Origin of the sequence: Gordonia jacobaea (assembly GCF_001186365.1) — a bacterium.
Lineage (GTDB): Bacteria > Actinomycetota > Actinomycetes > Mycobacteriales > Mycobacteriaceae > Gordonia > Gordonia jacobaea.
The window spans coordinates 625,082-642,467 of the sequence record NZ_LDTZ01000014.1 but is presented as its reverse complement, the minus strand read 5'-3'; the positions used below and the strand labels follow the sequence as shown (position 1 = coordinate 642,467).

Here is a 17,386-nt window from a genome sequence, read left to right as displayed (position 1 = left end):
TGCGCGATCGGTGTGCATCGAGGTCGACACCCGCCAGCCGACGACCATCCGATCGAACAAACCCAGTATGAACGCCGACTACACGTAGCCAGCGTGAGTGCGACTACATGTCAGATCCGGCCACCAAAAGCGCGTTCGGTGCTTCGGCGCGAAACTTGCGGCCGACCCAGTAGGCACGCTGCGGCTCTTGGCAACCCTCACTGACGGTTGTCTCACGCTTCTTCAGTCGTGGTGTCCTCTACAGCCCATCGGCATTCATCAGTTGTTCAACAGCGCCGCGCTCCACATTGATCCCGTTGCGGCGCGACTTACGGGCGCCGTAAACCACAGGTTGTTCGGCGTGAACGGTGCGAATCTCGTCGAGGAGGTGACGATCGCACACTACACGGGGCGCGTCGACCTTGCGTGGCCTCAGATGGGCCGGCCAGTGGACACAGCGATGCGCGTGGCCCGATCTCGCAGGGCCGCGCAGATCGGATCGACTCTGTGTTCGTCGCGACGAGCGGCGACAAAATCCACAAGCATCGCTGTGGGCGGTCGATCTCCGCCGCAAAGGAATGCCGAGGCCTGCTTCGAGATCGTGTTTGTCCGACGTAACTCGCGGTTGTCCCGCTCCAGGGCGGCGATTCGCTCAGCGTCGCTTGTCGAGGGTCCCCGCCCCGCACACCGCCATCGATTCCGGCCTGACGACCCCAAGTTCGTACAGCCTCCGGTTGACCCCGAATTGATCACCGATCCGATTGATCGCACCACGCGCTGAATCCGGGTCTCGTCGCGCCTCGAACGCCATCCGCGTCGCCCGCTCTTTGAGTTCCTCACTGTACTTCCGTGCGATGCTCTCCATCCTTCACAGATTCGAGAGCCCCGACAGACCCGGGGCGATTCACGTGAACTCCCGACGCCACGGTGAAACCCTCTGCGTTGCGTCTGAGCGACTCGCGATCGAACGAGAAGCTGCACTTGTTGCCTTCGCTGCGTGCCTAGGCGAGTCTGCCACCGGTGACTCGTAAAGGCGACAGCCTCCTGAAGCCGGTACGCTCCGGCCCGCTACTCGGTGACCAACGAGTTCATCGGCACCACCGTGACCCTCATCCAGGATGGAAAGCGGCGCTGGTCACCGCACAGGCTCGCCCGCGGATATCGGTTCCATGGTCAGGGGAAACACCATAGCAAAGTACACAGCAGCGCCAGCCAAAGCGCCTAACGGCCACCAATCCACTGCAGGTGGTAGATGCCTAACTACAACAGATGCTAGTACACCAACAAATACAGGTGTGAAGATGGATCGCGGGAGCAGAACTTCGAACAGTACATCGTCGTTGGGTGACGCGTCCGCAGAATTTGTGCGGCGCACCGACTTCCTTCGTGTGTACTGTAATACTCGCCAAATGCGGGGAGCGGTCGCGATGGCCCCTCCCGCGAGCACTACTACGATCCCCTTTGCATAGGTGGCGTTGTCCGCCAAATTCCAGCCGAAGGCTTGTGATGCAATCGCCACTCCAACAGGCATAGCGAACGGGTCAAGTCGCTCGGCGCAGGCCCACCGCTTGCGTATCTTGGTGCTCTCGAGAGCAGAGCCCTGATTGGGTTCAACCGTCACAGACCCTCTGGCGCTGCCCGGAAGTAGGTGACGCAGGTAACCTCTCCAGAAGCCGCTTAGAACGTATACGCCGATGGTCAGTACAACAATGATCAATGTAAGCCCAGAGGCTGCACTCGCTACCGTCTTCGTCGACCAGCCCGCAAATTTCCCAACAGCCCCGATCAAACCAATATTGATCAGCAGAATCCCTGCGGTAGCGCACGTTACAACAACGAGATATGCGATTGCTGCGAGTATCCCCAAACCGATCGCGGCGATACGCTGCTTTATTGGGGGATTCTCAACGACCGTACGGCCGTCCGCCCACACCCCGAAGCGCCACGTTCCGTAAGCGAATGCGAGAACGATAACGCCTACTACAACTCCCAATAGCACTCCCCACCAACTCATTCAAGTCGCCTCCGACGAATTCTTCGTTGAGTCCACCGCTTAAATCCTCGCATAGGTCGCCCTCGCTACACAGCGAGAGATAAATCTCTATGCCACAGCTTCCAGCATGACAACCGTACGCCATGCGGATTTGGGCCTTGCCTCGGATGGCAAACACGGGATTGGATTGAGCAGTTTTGCCAGCGCAACCGACTCACGGATGACTTCGTAGCGCGCCCGGGGCCGGACCAGTCGCATTAAATCGTCCGAAGCGGCCTGACCGCACCATTGCTTTGAGCATGCGAATGATCGTTCGGCGAAGTTGCGGTCCTTATGGAGTTCGGCGTCGAATGCCGGTGGCCGCCCGCCTTTGCTGCGCGCTTCCTGCGAGATTTTATCAGGGTGGACTCATCCGAAATCACCGTGGCGATCCCCTTTCCTCACAGCATTTCTCGGGTGCGGTTCCGATAGAGTGAAGGAAGGTTACACGCCATCAGATTCGCGCTCAATGACATCTCATAGTTGATGGGGTTGAGAATTCCGATCGTTGAGTGCGGTTTCGCAATGTTGTAGCAACTCATCCAGTTATCAAACGCAGCAACCGATTGCGGCTTTAGAAGTAGCCGTGTCGGTAGTAGTGCTCATGTTTGAACGTCGACCATAACGATTCAGCACCATCAGTCCCAATACACTTTGGTCCGACCCGTCGACAGAGCAGACCGTGCGGCCGGAAGACCTTCAACATGCATGAGCTGTGTACTGAGACCCCCTGTCCTAGTGCGGATTTGTTCCTCTCGCTGCCCTCGACGTGTCGGCATTAGCGTCTCGGCTGCATCGATGCGCATGTGATCGGCGACCGCCTACCCCAGCACGTGCTTAGAGTGCTCATCTTTGATCGCACCCGGGGCACATATAGCCTTCACCGAAGGTCAAGTAGGTGATGTCCGACGTCCACAGTATCGATCCGACCCTGATCGAAGGCCCGATTAACCAGATCTGCTGCGGACGTCGCGAACGGACGGCAGCCGAGGCGAACGACATTTCCGCGATCGCGCGCACGGCGGGGGCACCTTTCTTGATCGCCCCTCAGACTTTCCACAGATCGGGCGGAGCATGCCTAGGTAGTCAGTACAGGCGACAAGACACAGCAACCGTGGAGTCTGGTCCCGATTGACCTGCGCCGACCAATCCAGCTGTCCCCAGTCGGGACTGCACTGCAGTGCGACGCGAGGCGGCACGGCATGACCCAGCGAACTGTTAGCGTTAGGGACCTGTCAGCAATCGGAGCATCTGTCTGGCGCCGGAACTGGGTCCTATCCGACGCTCAGGCGGCATTAGAGGTTATAGGTCGGATCAATCGGCTGGCCGCCAGAAACCCGACATCACTCGGGTTGACCTTCAATTCAAGCGGGCGGCGGTGGTCGGGTGCTAATCACCTCACCGCTCGAAAACGCCTTGACCTGCGCCTTCTCGTTGCTCCCCCACCAGGACTCGAACCTGGAATGCCTGAACCAAAATCAGAAGTGTTGCCGATTACACCATGGGGGATTACTCGCCTAGAAGTGTGCCACAGGCACGGCAGACGATTGTGCCACAGGGGCGTCGAGCTGGGCGGGGTGGTCTCGACAAGCTCGACCAGCGGTGGTCAGCCCCGCCAGCGGTGGTCGACTCGGCCGGCGGAGACCCCGGCCCAAATGTGTGTCGAACGTAAAGATGTGGGTGCTGCAGCGCACACATCCTCACAAACGACGCACATCTACCGAGCCAGGCCGCCGGGGGGGCGCGCGGACCGGTCCCGCGGGGTGGTCTCGACAAGCTCGACCAGCGGGTGGTCAGCCCGACCGGCGGAGCGTGCGCTCGGCCGGCGGAGTGGTCTCGACAGGCTCGACCAGCGGAGCGGGCCCAGCCTGAATGTGTGTCGAACGTAAAGATGTGTGTGTTGCAGCGCACACGTCCTTACGTTCGACCCACATCTACCCAGCGGGGTGGTCTCGACAAGCTCGACCAGCGGTGGTCAGCTCGACCAGCGGCGGGCGCGCTCAACCAGCGGGTGGTCAGCCCGACCGACGGAGCGTGCGCTCGGCCAGCGGGGTGGTCTCGACAAGCTCGACCAGCGGAGCGGGCTCGACCAGCGGTGGTCAGCTCGACCAGCGGTGGTCAGCTCGACCGGCGGTGGGCAGCGGTGGTCAGTCCCGCGGGCCGCCGGCGACGTAGATGACCTGGCCGGAGACGAAGCCGGCGCCCTCGGAGGCGAAGAACGAGGCGGTGTGGGCGATGTCCTCGGGCTTGCCGGTGCGGGCGACGGGGATGGCGGAGGCGTTGAGCTTCTTGAACTCCTCGAAGTCCATGCCGACGCGGGCGGCGGTGGCGGCGGTCATGTCGGTCTCGATGAAGCCGGGGGCGATCGCGTTGGCGGTCACACCGAACTTGCCCAGCTCGATCGCCAGCGTCTTGGTGAAGCCCTGCATGCCCGCCTTGGCTGCGGAGTAGTTGGCCTGGCCGCGGTTGCCCAGTGCGGACGTCGACGACAGGTTCACGATGCGGCCCCAGCCGGCGTCGACCATGTACTTCTGGCATGCGCGGCTCATCAGGAAGGCGCCGCGCAGGTGCACGCCCATGACTGCGTCCCAGTCGTCGACGCTCATCTTGAACAGCAGGTTGTCGCGCAGGATGCCCGCGTTGTTCACCAGCACGGTCGGCGCGCCGAGTTCGGCGGCGACCTTCTCGACGGCCGCGTTGACCGATGCCTCGTCGGATACGTCTGCGCCGACGGCGATCGCCTTGCCACCGGCGTCGTTGATCGCCTTGGCGGTGTCGGCTGCGGCCTCTTCGGTGATGTCGAGAACGGCGACGGCCAGACCGTCGTCGGCGAGGCGCTTGGCCACCGCCGCGCCGATGCCCCGACCCGATCCGGTGACGATTGCTGTCTTCTGAGCGCTCATTGCGAACTCCTCCGTTGCGTGTACGTCTCCTGTGACGTGCGTCCCCTCGGTTCTATCAGTCGCCGTTCGGGCGGTCGTCACCACCTGCACCCCGGCCACTACCTGCACTGACGCTTCTGCGCCGTAGACGAGTCAGTAGTATCGGTCCGTCGCCACGCCCGACGCCGTCACTCGGTGCGCGCGGCGCGCAGTCGTCGAATCCCGGAGGTGGACATGACAGAGAAGTCAGCCGCGACAGCCGTGATCGTCCTCGCCGCGGGCGCGGGCACTCGGATGAAATCCAAGACGCCCAAGATCTTGCACACCATCGGCGGACGCTCGCTCGTCGGCCATGTGCTGCATGGCGCAGCAGCGGCATCCCCTGATCAACTCGTCGCCGTCGTCGGCCACGAGCGTGAACGCGTCACTTCGGCCGTCAACGAGATCGCCGCCGAGATCGGCACCAATATTGTTGTGGCCGTTCAGGATTCACCCGCCGGCACCGGCGACGCCGCCCGCGCGGGTCTCACCGCACTCCCCGACGACTTCACCGGAACGGTGATCATCACCGCCGCCGACATCCCACTCCTCGACGGCCAGACGATCGAGGCGCTCGTCGCCACGCACACCGCGGGAGCAGGCGCCGCCGTCACGCTCACCGGCTTCATCGCCGACGAGCCGACCGGATACGGCCGGATCATCCGTACCAACGACGGCTCGGTGCAGGCCATCGTCGAAGAAAAGGACGCGAGCGACGCTCAGCGCGCGATCACCGAGGTCAACGCGGGCATCTACGCTTTCGACGCGCAGGCACTGCGCTCAGCGCTGCAACAACTCTCCACCGACAACGCACAGGGCGAGTTCTATCTGACGGACGTCATCGAGATCGCGCGCACCGCGGGCAAGACCGTCCGCGCGCATGTCGTCGACGATCCGCTGGTCGTCGCGGGCTGCAACGACCGTGCACAACTCTCCGCGCTCGGTGCCGCGCTCAATGCCTCGACCATCCGTCGCCACCAGCTCGCGGGCGTCACCGTCGTCGATCCAGGCTCGACGTGGATCGACGTCGACGTACGCATCGAGCGCGACGTACGCATCGAGCCGGGCACCCAACTGCACGGTGCCACCCGTATCGCCGAGGATGCCGTCGTCGGTCCCGACACCACGCTCACCGACGTGACGATCGGCCGCGGGGCGTCGGTGATCCGCACGCACGGCTCCGACTCGGTGATCTCCGACGACGCTTCCGTAGGCCCGTTCGCCTTCCTGCGGCCGGGTACCGAATTGGGTGAGCGCGGCAAGATCGGCACCTTCGTCGAGACCAAAAAAGCCACCATCGGTGCAGGTAGCAAGGTTCCGCACCTCACCTACGTCGGCGACGCGACGATCGGCGAGGAGTCGAACATCGGGGCGTCGAGCGTCTTTGTCAACTACGACGGGGTGAACAAGCATCAAACGGTGATCGGGTCGCATTGCCGGACCGGATCGGACAACATGTTCGTCGCTCCGGTGCAGGTCGGTGACGGCGCGTATACCGGGGCAGGTACGGTCATTCGGGACGATGTCCCGCCCGGCGCCCTCGCGGTCTCGTCGGGTCCACAACGCAACATCGACGGTTGGGTACCCCGCAAACGCCCCGACACGGCTGCCGCACGCGCAGCGATCGAGGCAGGCGCGGCCGATACTCAGCCCGAACAGCCCGGCTCCTAGCCAACGTGACCCGCTGGCAGAGCCGCCCACCGGCCGACGATCGAGTAGAAGAGTTTTCATGACCTGGACCACCGACAACCAGAAGAACCTGATGCTGTTCTCGGGGCGTGCACACCCCGACCTGGCGCAGGCTGTCGCCGACGAACTCGGCATCAAGCTGACTCCGCAGACCGCGCGGAACTTCGCCAACGGCGAGATCTTCGTTCGCTACGAGGAGTCGGTGCGCGGTTCGGATGCGTTCGTGATCCAGAGCTGCCCCGCCCCGCTCAACGAGTGGGTGATGGAGGCGCTGATCATGATCGACGCGCTCAAGCGCGGCTCGGCCAAGCGCATCAGCGTGATCCTGCCCTTCTACCCTTACGCACGCCAGGACAAGAAGGCCCGCGGTCGTGAACCGATCTCGGCACGCCTCATCGCCGACCTGATGAAGACCGCAGGCGCCGACCGCATCATCTCGGTCGACCTGCACACCGATCAGATCCAGGGCTTCTTCGACGGCCCCGTCGACCACATGCACGCCCAGGGTCAGCTCTCCGACTACGTCCGCGGCAAGTACGGCATCGAAAACCTCGTCGTCGTCTCGCCGGATTCGGGTCGTGTGCGCGTCGCGGAGAAGTGGTCGGATGCGCTCGGTGGCGCTCCCGTCGCGTTCATCCACAAGACCCGCGACCCGTTGGTCGCCAACCAGATCGTCGCGCACCGCGTGGTCGGTGAGGTCGAAGGCCGCACCTGTGTGGTCATCGACGACATGATCGACACCGGCGGCACCATCGTCGGCGCGGTGTCGAAGCTCAAGGAAGCGGGCGCGGGCGACGTCATCATCGCCACGACGCACGCGGTCTTCTCCGATCCGGCCGCCGAGCGCCTCGCCAACTCCGAGGCCGACGAGGTCATCGTGACCGACACGCTCCCGATCCCGCAGGAGAAGCGCTTCGACAAGCTGACCGTGATCTCGATCGCCCCGCTGCTGGCACAGACCATCCGCGAGGTGTTCGAACACGGTTCGGTGACAAGCCTTTTCGACGGCAACGCCTGACACTTCGATGACGACCACCGCCGCCCGACGCGATTGGGCGGCGGTGGTCTCGCTTGGCCTCGGTGTGTTCACCATCACTACCACCGAGATCATGCCCATCGGATTACTCCGTCCGATGGCCACCGACCTCGACGTCTCCGAGGGCACCATCGGCCTCACTGTCACGTTCTTCGCGTTCGTGGCCGCGGTCAGTGCACCCACGCTCTCCACGGCGACTCGACGCCTCGACCGCCGTCCGATTCTGCTCTGCGTGATGGCCGCATTCGTCGTCGGCAACACGCTCACCGCGCTCGCCGTGAACTACGCGATGCTCCTGGCGGTGCGCATGGCGATCGGTGTCGCCCTCGGGTTGATGTGGGCGATCGTCGCGGCGACCGCCGTGCGCCTTGTCCCGCCGAATGCTGCCGTGCGCGCGACCACCATCGCGTTCTCGGGAGTGTCGCTGGCGTCGGTGCTCGGCATGCCCGTCGGCACCGTGATCGGGCAGGCGTTCGGCTGGCGGGCCGCCTACTGGACGCTCGCCGGGCTGAGCTTGGTCAGCCTCGTCGCGCTGGCCGTGCTGCTGCGCTCGGTCCCCGGCGACAGCGAGACCATCGGGCTGCGGGGCCTGCCGCGGTTGCTCCGCATGCGCAACCTCCGGACGACGCTGATCGTCACCGCGCTCGTCATCACCGGCGCGTACGCCGCCTACACCTACGTCACCCCGTTCATCGTCGAGATCCTCGGAATCGACGCCGACCTGGTCGGTGTCGTCCTGCTGGTGATGGGCGTGGCAGGGGTCGCGGGCAACTTCACGGCCGGGGCATTCCTGTCCCGCACCCAATCCGTGCGGTGGTCACTCGCGGCGATCATCGCGGTCCTCGCGGGTGCACTGATACTCACGCCCGTCGCGAGTCTGTGGCTTCCCGCGGCTCTCGTCGGACTCCTCGTGTGGGCCGCCGGATACGCCGCTGCCCCGATCGGCCTGCAGACGACGGTGTTCCGCGTGGCGCCCGCCTACCGCGAGTCGGCGACGACGCTCTACTCCACGACGTTCAACTTCTCGATCGGCGTCGGCGCACTGATCGGCGCATTGGCGATCGAGCACGGCGGCGCGCTGGCACCCGTCGTCGTCGGAGCCGTGTGCGCGGTCATTGCCCTCGCCGTGGCCCTCACGCTCCCCCGACGCGTCACACCCGACGACGCCGCCGCAGCGTCCGGGTAGCGCTAGGGGTCCGAGTGGTTGGGCGCTTGGGTAGTGTCACCCTCATGGCTGCTGCGACCGACAACGCGACGATCTATCACAACCCCAAATGCTCGACGTCGCGCAAAGCCCTGCAGCGCCTCCGCGACGAGGGCGTCGAGCCGACGATCGTGAAGTATCTCGACGAGCCGTACACCCGCGAACAACTCGAACAACTCTTCGCCGATGCCGGCATCACCGTTCGCCAGGCCGCGCGCAAGCGCGAAGCGCTCTACAAGGAACTCGACCTCGACGCCGCGTCGGACGAGAAACTGCTCGACGAGATGGTCGCGCACCCGATCCTCGTCGAACGTCCATTTGTGGTGACCGCCAAGGGAACTCGCCTCGCCCGCCCACTCGACAAGCTCGACGAGATCCTGTAGCCGCGCCACATCCGACAGGACACAGCCGCACTCAGAACAGCAGCGGCCCGACGGCGTTCGCGAGTCCGCGCGCCGCGTCGGTGAGTGAGCAGATCGCCTCGAGCCTGCTCGATACCCCGCCGATCATCACCGCCCCGCGCACAGCGCCGGTGACGTCGTAGATCGGCACGGCCAGGTGGGCGTGGGCCACCACGAGTTCGCCGTCGTCGCGCGCAACGTCGGTGCGTCGGATCTCGGCGATCTGTTCCTCGAGCCGCGCCAGGTCGATGATCGTGGCGGGCGTGACGGGTAGCAGCGGCATCTCCAGCGCGTCGCGCCACTGCGACAGCGACGCGAGCAGCAGTTTGCCCGCCGCAGACGCGTGCAGGTACCGCATGAGCTCACCCACCCCGTCGAGCGGATGGTCTGGGTCGGCGTCGAGAACGCGCACCGACGCGGGGCGGAAGTAGAGCAGATGCACGGCGAACCGCACCGAGCCGCGGAACTCGTCGATCAGCTCCGCGGCACGCGCCGGGACCGGAGGCGTGACCACGCCGTCGACGAACGACGCGAGGCGCGTGCCGATCGCGAAGCCACGCAGATCAGCCGTCCGCACCAGAAACTCGTCGGCGACGAGACTGTTGAGCAGCCGATAGGTGCTCGCGGAGGGGAGGTCGAGCCGATCGGCGATGTCGCGGGCCGTCGTACCGATTCCGAGGTCGGCGACGGTCTCGATGATCTGCAGGGCGCGCACCACCGAATCCGACCGCGGCGCACGGCCTATCGCCATGTCGCCCCCTCACCGTGACATGCGCACGCGGGTCGCCGAGTTGTCACCGCAGAGTCGCAGTCGTGAGGATGTCGGCGCTGGTCGTCGCATCAAAGACACCGACACCGCCGAGCAGATGAGGTCGGCATCGCGCCACAAACAGCACGAACACGGTCACTACCGCCATCGACGCGACGTAGACAACGCCCAGAATGCGGCCGTGTCCGACGCCGGTCCCGAAGGCGGTCAGCAACAGCACTCCGAGAATGGTCGCGGTGAAGACGCCGAGCACCAGGATGCGCCTGCTGCTCTCCCCGATCCGCGCCAGTAGCCGCGGCGATGCGAGACACGCGGTGAGGTAACTGCCCATGTAGCCGAGGGCGCTGAGCGTCAGGAAGTCGCGGATCCCGTTCTGCGGATCGCCGCCGCACCAGAGGAACACCAGCGGCCCGAGCGTCACGACCGCCATCGCGCAGATCGTGGCGAACGCGGGGGTGTGAAAGCGCGGGTGCGTGGTGCCGAATGCCCTCGGTGCCACCCGCTCGCGCCCCAGCGTGAACAGGACGCGCACCAGCGCGTTGACCGAGGCGAGCGCGCATGCGAAGAACGACGTCGCGATCCCGATGTCGAGGATGACCGCCGTGACGCGGGTGCCGTCGGAGAGGAACAGGGCGGCCAGTGGTGTGGAACTCTCCCGTACGCCCGCCGGGGCGTCGAACATCGCGAGCGACTGGGTGGTCACCGCGAGCAGATAGATGACGCCCGCGGCGATCGGTGTCCAGCGCAGGGTGCGCGGAACGCTGCGGAAGGGTCGACGCGCCTCGGCCGACAGCGTCGTCGCACTCTCGAATCCGACGAACGCGCTGACCGCGACCACGATCATCAGACCCATCGACCCGACGTCGACCTGCGGTGCGAACACCTTCGACCAGTCCGCCGAATGATGCGTGATCCCGAGCCACACCATGAGGCCGACCAGGATGACAACGGCGACGACCTCGATCGCGAGTGTCGCGGTCGCAGAGACCTTGATCCCGCGAACCATCAGCACGGTCATGACGAGGGCGGCCACGACGATGATCACACAGACAATCGGCAGCCACACCGACGTCGACACCCCGATGCTGACGGCAATGTGGTTGAGGTACAAGCCAACTGCGAGAAGTCCCGCCATACTCACCGAGCCATAACCGACGATCGCCGACCATGCCGTCGGAAGGGCCACCCGCGGGCCGAATCCCTGAGCGACGTACGAATAGAGACCGCCCACGACGGCGAGTCGCTGCGCCATCGGCCGCACGCACGCCGAGATCATCATGACGACGACCATCGCGACGGCGAACGAGATGACACCACCTGCTCCGCTCATCGCGGCGATCACGAACAACGGCGTCACCGCCGACGTCCCTGCCGGCGCGATGGCCGCGACGGACTGCGCGAAGACGGGTATGAAGGGAAGCTGACGACGAGTCAGGCCGCGCACCGGCGACTCGTCGGCGACCAACGGGTACGTCGCTGACGGCGATTCTGCGCTGGACGATGATTCGGCGGTGGAGGATGTCGGCATAGCGCCCTCTACCGTGACGGAGCGGTCGTTGCGACGCATCGTTTTCGTGTTTCCAGCGTGTTAACCCGCGTGAGAAATCCGGGGTTCTCATTTCTCAGCCGCTCTTACGTCGACGCCATTGTGATGTGACACACACTCCGTACCGTCTTGCCGGAATCAAGTAAGCAGCGAGACCGACGGTCATCTCGCCTCCGCACGAAAGGCGCGTTCATGAGCACAATCGAATCCGGAGGCGGCACGACGGCTGCCACGTCGTCGGCAGCGAGTTCGACCGACTACCTCGACAAACGTCGACTCAAGACCGGCACGGCCGGGTGGGTGCTGCTCGCGGGTCTCGGGGTCAGCTACGTCATCAGCGGCGACTACTCCGGGTGGAATTTCGGGCTCGAGCAGGGCGGCTTCGGCGGCCTGGCCATCGCGGCCGTCATCATCGCCGCGATGTACTTCGCGATGGTGCTCGGCATGGCCGAGATGAGTTCCGCACTGCCCGCGGCAGGAGGCGGATACACCTTCGCGCGCCGAGCCCTCGGCACCTGGGGCGGGATGGCGACCGGTACCGCGGTCCTGATCGAATACGCGATCGCGCCCGCAGCGATTGCGACCTTCATCGGCGCGTACGTCGAGTCGCTGCACCTGTTCGGCATCACCGACGGTTGGTGGGTGTACCTCGCGGTCTACGCATTGTTCATCGGCGTACATCTCGCCGGTGTCGGTGAGGCACTGAAGGTCATGTTCGTGATCACCGCGGTCGCACTCGCAGGCCTCATCGTGTTCGCGGTCGCGGCAATCGGCGACTTCTCGTGGTCGAACCTCACCGATATCGCCCCGACGGATGCCGCGGGCGCGAGTTCGTTCCTGCCCCACGGATACCTCGGCATCTGGGCGGCAATCCCGTTCGCCATCTGGTTCTTCCTCGCCGTCGAAGGCGTGCCCCTGGCCGCAGAGGAGGCCAAGGACCCTGCCCGCAACGTGCCGCGCGGGATCATCGCGGCGATGTGCGCGCTGATCTTCACGTGTGCGCTGGTGCTGTTCCTGGTGCCGGGCGCCGGTGGGGCATCGGCCATGCAGAGTTCGGGTAACCCGCTCGTCGAGGCGCTGGGAAGCGGAACCGCACACACGGTCGTCAACTACATCGGCTTGGCGGGGCTCGTGGCGAGCTTCTTCTCGATCATCTACGCCTACTCGCGGCAGTTGTTCGCACTCTCGCGCGCCGGATACCTGCCGAAGTCGTTGTCCGTCACCAACTCTCGCAAGTCTCCGACGCTGGCGCTGATCGTCCCCGGCATCGTCGGGTTCCTCCTGTCACTCAGCGGACAGGGCGCGACGCTGCTGAACATGGCCGTCTTCGGTGCCGCGCTGAGTTATGTGCTGATGATGGTGAGCCACATCGTGCTACGCATCCGGGAGCCGGAACTGGCGCGCCCCTACCGCGCACCCGGCGGCATGGTCACGACGGGCTTCGCCCTCGTGATCGCTGTGCTCGCATTGGTCGCGACGTTCCTCGTCGACATCAAGGCCGCGACCGGCTGTCTCATCGTGTTCGCGCTCTTCATGACGTATTTTGGCTTGTACAGCCGCAACCGGTTGGTCTTCGCCAGCGCCGACGAAGAGTTCGAGGCCATTGCCGACGCCGAAGAGGGACTCTCGTGATCTACCGCCACACGCTTCGTGGGCACACCTACCAGTTCGCCGACCTGATCGATGTGATGGCCAAGGCCACCCCGGCACGTTCGGGTGACGAATTGGCCGGGTGCGCAGCACAATCCGACGCCGAGCGGGCCGCAGCAGCTTGGGTTCTCGCCGACCTTCCGCTCACCGTCTTCCTCGAAGAGATGCTCGTCCCCTACGAATCAGACGAAGTCACACGGCTGATCATCGACACCCACGACCGAGAGGCATTCGCCCCCATCGCGCACCTGACGGTCGGCGGTCTACGCGACTGGCTGCTCGAGCAGGTCGTGGCGTCGGGTGGAACGCAGCGCCTGCAGGCCGTCTCCCCCGGGTTGACCCCGGAAATGGTTGCGGCGGTGAGCAAGTTGATGCGCAATCAGGATCTGATCTCCGTCGCCCGCCGCATGGAGGTAACCGCCGGATTCCGCACGACGATCGGACTGCCCGGCCGCCTCGCGACACGATTGCAGCCCAACCACCCCACCGACGATCCGCGCGGCATCGCGGCAGGACTGCTCGACGGCCTGCTCCTCGGTTGCGGCGACGCGGTCGTCGGAATCAACCCCGCAACCGACTCACCACAGGCGACGTCGACGCTGCTCGAACTCCTCGACGACGTGCGGCAGCGTTTCGATATTCCGATGCAGTCGTGCGTGCTCTCGCACGTCACCACGACGATCGGCTTGGTCGAGGCGGGCGCACCGGTCGACCTGGTCTTCCAGTCGATTGCGGGTACCGAGGGCGCCAACCGCGGATTCGGCGTCGACCTGGCAGTTCTCAACGAAGGCAATGAGGCCGGGAGGTCGTTGCACCGCGGGACCGTCGGCGACAACGTGATGTACCTCGAAACCGGGCAGGGCTCGGCACTGTCGGCGGGCGCACACCTCGGGACCGGCGGGCGGCCCGTCGACCAGCAGACCCTCGAAGCGCGCGCCTACGCGGTCGCCCGGTCGCTGGAACCGTTGCTGGTCAACACCGTCGTCGGATTCATCGGCCCCGAGTATCTCTTCGACGGCAAGCAGATCATCCGCGCGGGACTCGAAGATCACTTCTGCGGCAAACTCCTCGGGCTGCCTATGGGCGTCGACGTCTGCTACACCAACCATGCCGAGGCCGACCAGAACGACATGGACACGCTGTTGAGCCTGCTCGGGATGGCCGGAGTCGGATTCGTCATCACCGTTCCGGGCGCCGACGACATCATGCTCGGGTACCAGAGCCTGTCGTTCCACGACGTGCTCTACCTGCGCGACGTCCTGGGCCTGCGCGCCGCACCGGAATTCGAGGCGTGGATGCAGACCATCGGCATGGCCGACGAGGGCGGCCACGTCGTGCCACTCGACCCGCAGACGTCGGCGCTGCGCGGACTGGCGGCGTCGTGAACACGCCCGAGACGCAGTCAATCCCGTCGGTCGATCCGTGGAAATCGATGCGCGGACTCACCCAGGCCCGAATCGGGTTGCAGCGCAGCGGAAATGCGCTGTCGAGTGCTGATGTGCTGCAGTTTCAGGCCGATCACGCGGCAGCACGCGACGCCGTGCACACCCCCATGGACTCCGACGGCGTCGTCGACGGTCTGAAGGGGCTGGGGTTGGGCGAGCCGGCGGTCGTCACGAGTCAGGCGTCGTCGCGGGCGGAGTATCTGCGCCGACCCGACCTCGGCCGAATCCCGAATGACCTTTCCGCAGTGCAACATTCGGGCGCCGACATCGGTTTCGTGATCGCCGACGGCTTGTCGGCGACGGCGGTGGACACGCACGCGGTAGCGCTCATCGAGACGATCGCTGCCGAACTCTCGCCGCAATTCTCGATCGCTCCGCCGGTCGTGGCCACCCAGGCGCGTGTCGCGCTCGGCGATCACATCGGGGAGGCGCTCGGCGTCGAGATCCTTCTCGTGATCATCGGGGAGCGCCCGGGACTGTCGGTCGCCGACAGCCTCGGCATCTACCTGACGTATCGCCCGGAGCCGGGACGTCGTGACTCCGAACGCAATTGCATCTCCAACATCCATCCGCCGGACGGGCTCGGATACCGCGACGCCGCCCGGATCGTCGGAGCACTGGTGTCCGGGGCACGGCAACTCGGCGCGTCGGGCGTCGCACTCAAAGACACCTCGTCTGCCGACCCCGCCGTCGCCGCAGCCGCTGCGCAGGGCGAACTCGGCTAGGTCGCGGGACTAGGTGATCCCGGGGGCGTCGACCCTGCGCGCTGGTAGCGACTGCACCGCCGACGGAACGACGACACCCGCAAGTCCACGCACGAAGCCCTTGGTGATGTCCCAGAAGTCGAAGTAGTCGCGCCACACGGCGATCGCACCGTCGAGAATCTCGAAGCGCCCGCACACCCAGAACCGGATACGTACGGGACCGAGCCGGATCTCGTCGATCCGCTCGGTGAGCACCACGGTGTCGTCGGTGGCGATGTTGATGATCCCGTAGTCGAAGCCTGCGAACGACGACGCGTCCATGGCACCAAAGACCTTGGCGACGTTGCGTTTGCCACGGATCGTCGGCAGTCCGACATTGGTGTAGACGATGTTCTCGTCGAGATCTGCCATGGCTGCGGAACTGTCGTCGCGGGCGAGAGCATCGAGGAAGTCGGTAACGACGCGATCAGGGGTACGGGAGGTCATGGTGTCACCGTACGGTGCGCGATGTGACTTCACCGCTGGTCGTCGTCTATCCTTGACGGGTTGTCTCGGCGAGGGTGAGCAGTCACCGTAATCGGCGCGACCATCGCACATCTCCTTGCGGACTCGAGTTTCCGCAGGTGGTCGTGGATTGTCGGCCTGCGGAACCGCTACGGAACGCCGAGCACCGACCACCCGGCTGCACGCACCGACGCGGCCGAACCACCAAGGAGAGTCACATGGCAACCCAGGCAAACGCACTGGCAGTCACCACCCGCACCGAAAAGGGCAAGGGCGCCGCTCGACGCGCTCGTCGCGCAGGCAACGTGCCCGCCGTGCTGTACGGCCACGGCACCGACCCGCAGCACCTCAACCTCCCGGCTCGCGATTTCGCCACCATCCTGCGTAACAACGGCACCAACGCCGTCCTCGACCTCGACATCGAGGGAACCAGCCAGCTCGCGCTGACCAAGCAGATCGACATCCACCCGATCCGCAACTACATCGAGCACGTCGACCTGCTCGTCATCAAGCGCGGCGAGAAGGTCACCGTCGAGGTCACCATCGTCGTCGAGGGCGACGCCGCTCCCGGCACCCTGGTCACCCAGGACGCCAACACCGTCGAGATCGAGGCCGACGCACTGTCGATCCCCGAGCAGATCGTCGTCGACGTCGAGGGCAAGGAAGTCGGCACGTCGGTCCATGCGTCGGACCTGGTCCTCCCCGAGGGCGTCGAGCTCATCACCGACCCGGAGACCCTCATCGTCGCAGTCAACGAGGCGACCACCGCCGCAGAGCTCGAGGAAGAGACCGACGCGGAGCAGGCCGACGCCGACGCTGCCGCCGCTGAGGCCGAGGCCGAGTAATTCGGCGTCACCTCCTCCGACGCTCCGCACCTACTGATGACACAGGAATCATGAAACTTGTTGTCGGACTCGGTAATCCCGGTTCCAAGTATGAGCGGACGCGTCACAACATCGGCGCGATGGTCGCAGACCATCTCGTCACGACGGCCGGCGAGCGATGGAAGGTGCACAAGCGCTCCGGCGCAATGGTGGCACCCATCACGCTCGCCGGCCAGTCGGTGTTGGTGGCACGTGCACGCACGTACATGAACACCACCGGCCGCGAGATCGGCCCACTCGCGAAGTTCTACTCGATCGGCCCGTCGGATCTGATCGCACTGCACGACGAACTCGACATCGACTTCGGTGCCGTACGCCTGAAACTCGGCGGCGGCGAGGGCGGCCACAACGGGCTGCGCTCGATCAGCCAGGCACTCGGATCGCGTGACTACTACCGCGTCCGACTGGGCATCGGTCGTCCGCCCGGCCGCCAGGATCCCGCCGACTTCGTGCTCAAACCCTTTCCGTCGTCCGCACGCGACGACGTCGAACTACTCATCCAGCACGGCGCCGACGCCACCGAGGCGCTGATCTCCTCGGGTCTCGAGGCAGCGCAGAACGTCGTCCACACCTGGTGATACCGCGATTCGACGACGCCGCCACTGACTGAGAAGCGGCACGC

The 17,386-nt window shown here is 65.2% G+C and carries 13 protein-coding genes and 1 tRNA gene; 9 read left to right on the top strand and 5 right to left on the bottom strand.

Annotated elements, in window-relative coordinates; genetic code table 11:
• Nucleotides 1–3,448 precede the first annotated feature (3,448 nt).
• Together ABW18_RS05965 and ABW18_RS05960 are read right to left on the bottom strand one after the other, a co-directional pair.
• Nucleotides 3,449–3,520: transfer RNA gene (locus tag ABW18_RS05965), tRNA-Gln, on the bottom strand.
• 638 nt (nt 3,521–4,158) lie between these two features.
• Nucleotides 4,159–4,914 (bottom strand): SDR family oxidoreductase, encoded by a 756-nt coding sequence (locus tag ABW18_RS05960; protein WP_049698121.1) that lies wholly within the window; start codon nt 4,912–4,914, stop codon nt 4,159–4,161.
• A gap of 213 nt (nt 4,915–5,127) precedes the next feature.
• On the opposite strand from ABW18_RS05960, the gene glmU reads away from it, so the two are divergent.
• The 4 genes from glmU to arsC are packed head-to-tail and all read left to right on the top strand — an operon-like array spanning nt 5,128 to nt 9,244.
• Entirely contained in the window at nt 5,128–6,603 is a 1,476-nt protein-coding gene (gene glmU / locus ABW18_RS05955; protein WP_049698120.1) for a bifunctional UDP-N-acetylglucosamine diphosphorylase/glucosamine-1-phosphate N-acetyltransferase GlmU, read from the top strand.
• Nucleotides 6,604–6,661: 58 nt separating this feature from the next.
• Nucleotides 6,662–7,639 (top strand): ribose-phosphate diphosphokinase, encoded by a 978-nt coding sequence (locus ABW18_RS05950; protein WP_049697995.1) that lies wholly within the window; start codon nt 6,662–6,664, stop codon nt 7,637–7,639.
• Between the two features lie 7 nt (nt 7,640–7,646).
• Nucleotides 7,647–8,843, top strand: a complete 1,197-nt coding sequence (locus tag ABW18_RS05945) for an MFS transporter (RefSeq protein ID WP_049697994.1) — start codon at nt 7,647–7,649, stop codon at nt 8,841–8,843.
• Between the two features lie 44 nt (nt 8,844–8,887).
• Complete coding sequence (gene arsC / locus ABW18_RS05940) at nt 8,888–9,244, top strand: arsenate reductase (glutaredoxin) (protein WP_049697993.1); 357 nt, start codon at nt 8,888–8,890, stop codon at nt 9,242–9,244.
• A gap of 31 nt (nt 9,245–9,275) precedes the next feature.
• On the opposite strand, the gene ABW18_RS05935 is transcribed toward arsC, so the two are convergent.
• Together ABW18_RS05935 and ABW18_RS05930 are read right to left on the bottom strand one after the other, a co-directional pair.
• Nucleotides 9,276–10,013 (bottom strand): IclR family transcriptional regulator, encoded by a 738-nt coding sequence (locus ABW18_RS05935; protein ID WP_049697992.1) that lies wholly within the window; start codon nt 10,011–10,013, stop codon nt 9,276–9,278.
• Nucleotides 10,014–10,056: 43 nt separating this feature from the next.
• Nucleotides 10,057–11,559, bottom strand: coding sequence for an APC family permease (locus ABW18_RS05930; protein WP_049697991.1), 1,503 nt, complete (start codon nt 11,557–11,559; stop codon nt 10,057–10,059).
• Nucleotides 11,560–11,769: 210 nt separating this feature from the next.
• On the opposite strand from ABW18_RS05930, the gene eat reads away from it, so the two are divergent.
• The 3 genes from eat to eutC are packed head-to-tail and all read left to right on the top strand — an operon-like array spanning nt 11,770 to nt 15,397.
• Entirely contained in the window at nt 11,770–13,209 is a 1,440-nt protein-coding gene (eat, locus tag ABW18_RS05925; protein WP_049697990.1) for an ethanolamine permease, read from the top strand.
• Nucleotides 13,206–14,612: an ethanolamine ammonia-lyase subunit EutB gene (locus ABW18_RS05920; protein WP_049697989.1), complete on the top strand. Its 1,407-nt coding sequence runs from the start codon at nt 13,206–13,208 to the stop codon at nt 14,610–14,612. Before eat ends, ABW18_RS05920 begins: the two co-directional genes overlap by 4 nt.
• Nucleotides 14,609–15,397 (top strand): ethanolamine ammonia-lyase subunit EutC, encoded by a 789-nt coding sequence (gene eutC / locus ABW18_RS05915; RefSeq protein WP_082946629.1) that lies wholly within the window; start codon nt 14,609–14,611, stop codon nt 15,395–15,397. Before ABW18_RS05920 ends, eutC begins: the two co-directional genes overlap by 4 nt.
• Before the next feature lie 9 nt (nt 15,398–15,406).
• Here eutC and ABW18_RS05910 read toward each other — a convergent pair whose 3' ends face one another.
• Entirely contained in the window at nt 15,407–15,862 is a 456-nt protein-coding gene (locus ABW18_RS05910; protein WP_049698118.1) for a limonene-1,2-epoxide hydrolase family protein, read from the bottom strand.
• A gap of 236 nt (nt 15,863–16,098) precedes the next feature.
• Here ABW18_RS05910 and ABW18_RS05905 point away from each other — a divergent pair, with 236 nt between their 5' ends.
• Nucleotides 16,099–16,725, top strand: coding sequence for a 50S ribosomal protein L25/general stress protein Ctc (locus tag ABW18_RS05905; RefSeq protein WP_049697988.1), 627 nt, complete (start codon nt 16,099–16,101; stop codon nt 16,723–16,725).
• A 50-nt stretch (nt 16,726–16,775) separates the two neighbouring features.
• The gene (gene pth, locus ABW18_RS05900) at nt 16,776–17,342 is read left to right on the top strand and encodes an aminoacyl-tRNA hydrolase (RefSeq protein WP_049697987.1); all 567 of its coding nucleotides are present in this window, start codon (nt 16,776–16,778) and stop codon (nt 17,340–17,342) included.
• Nucleotides 17,343–17,386 lie beyond the last annotated feature (44 nt).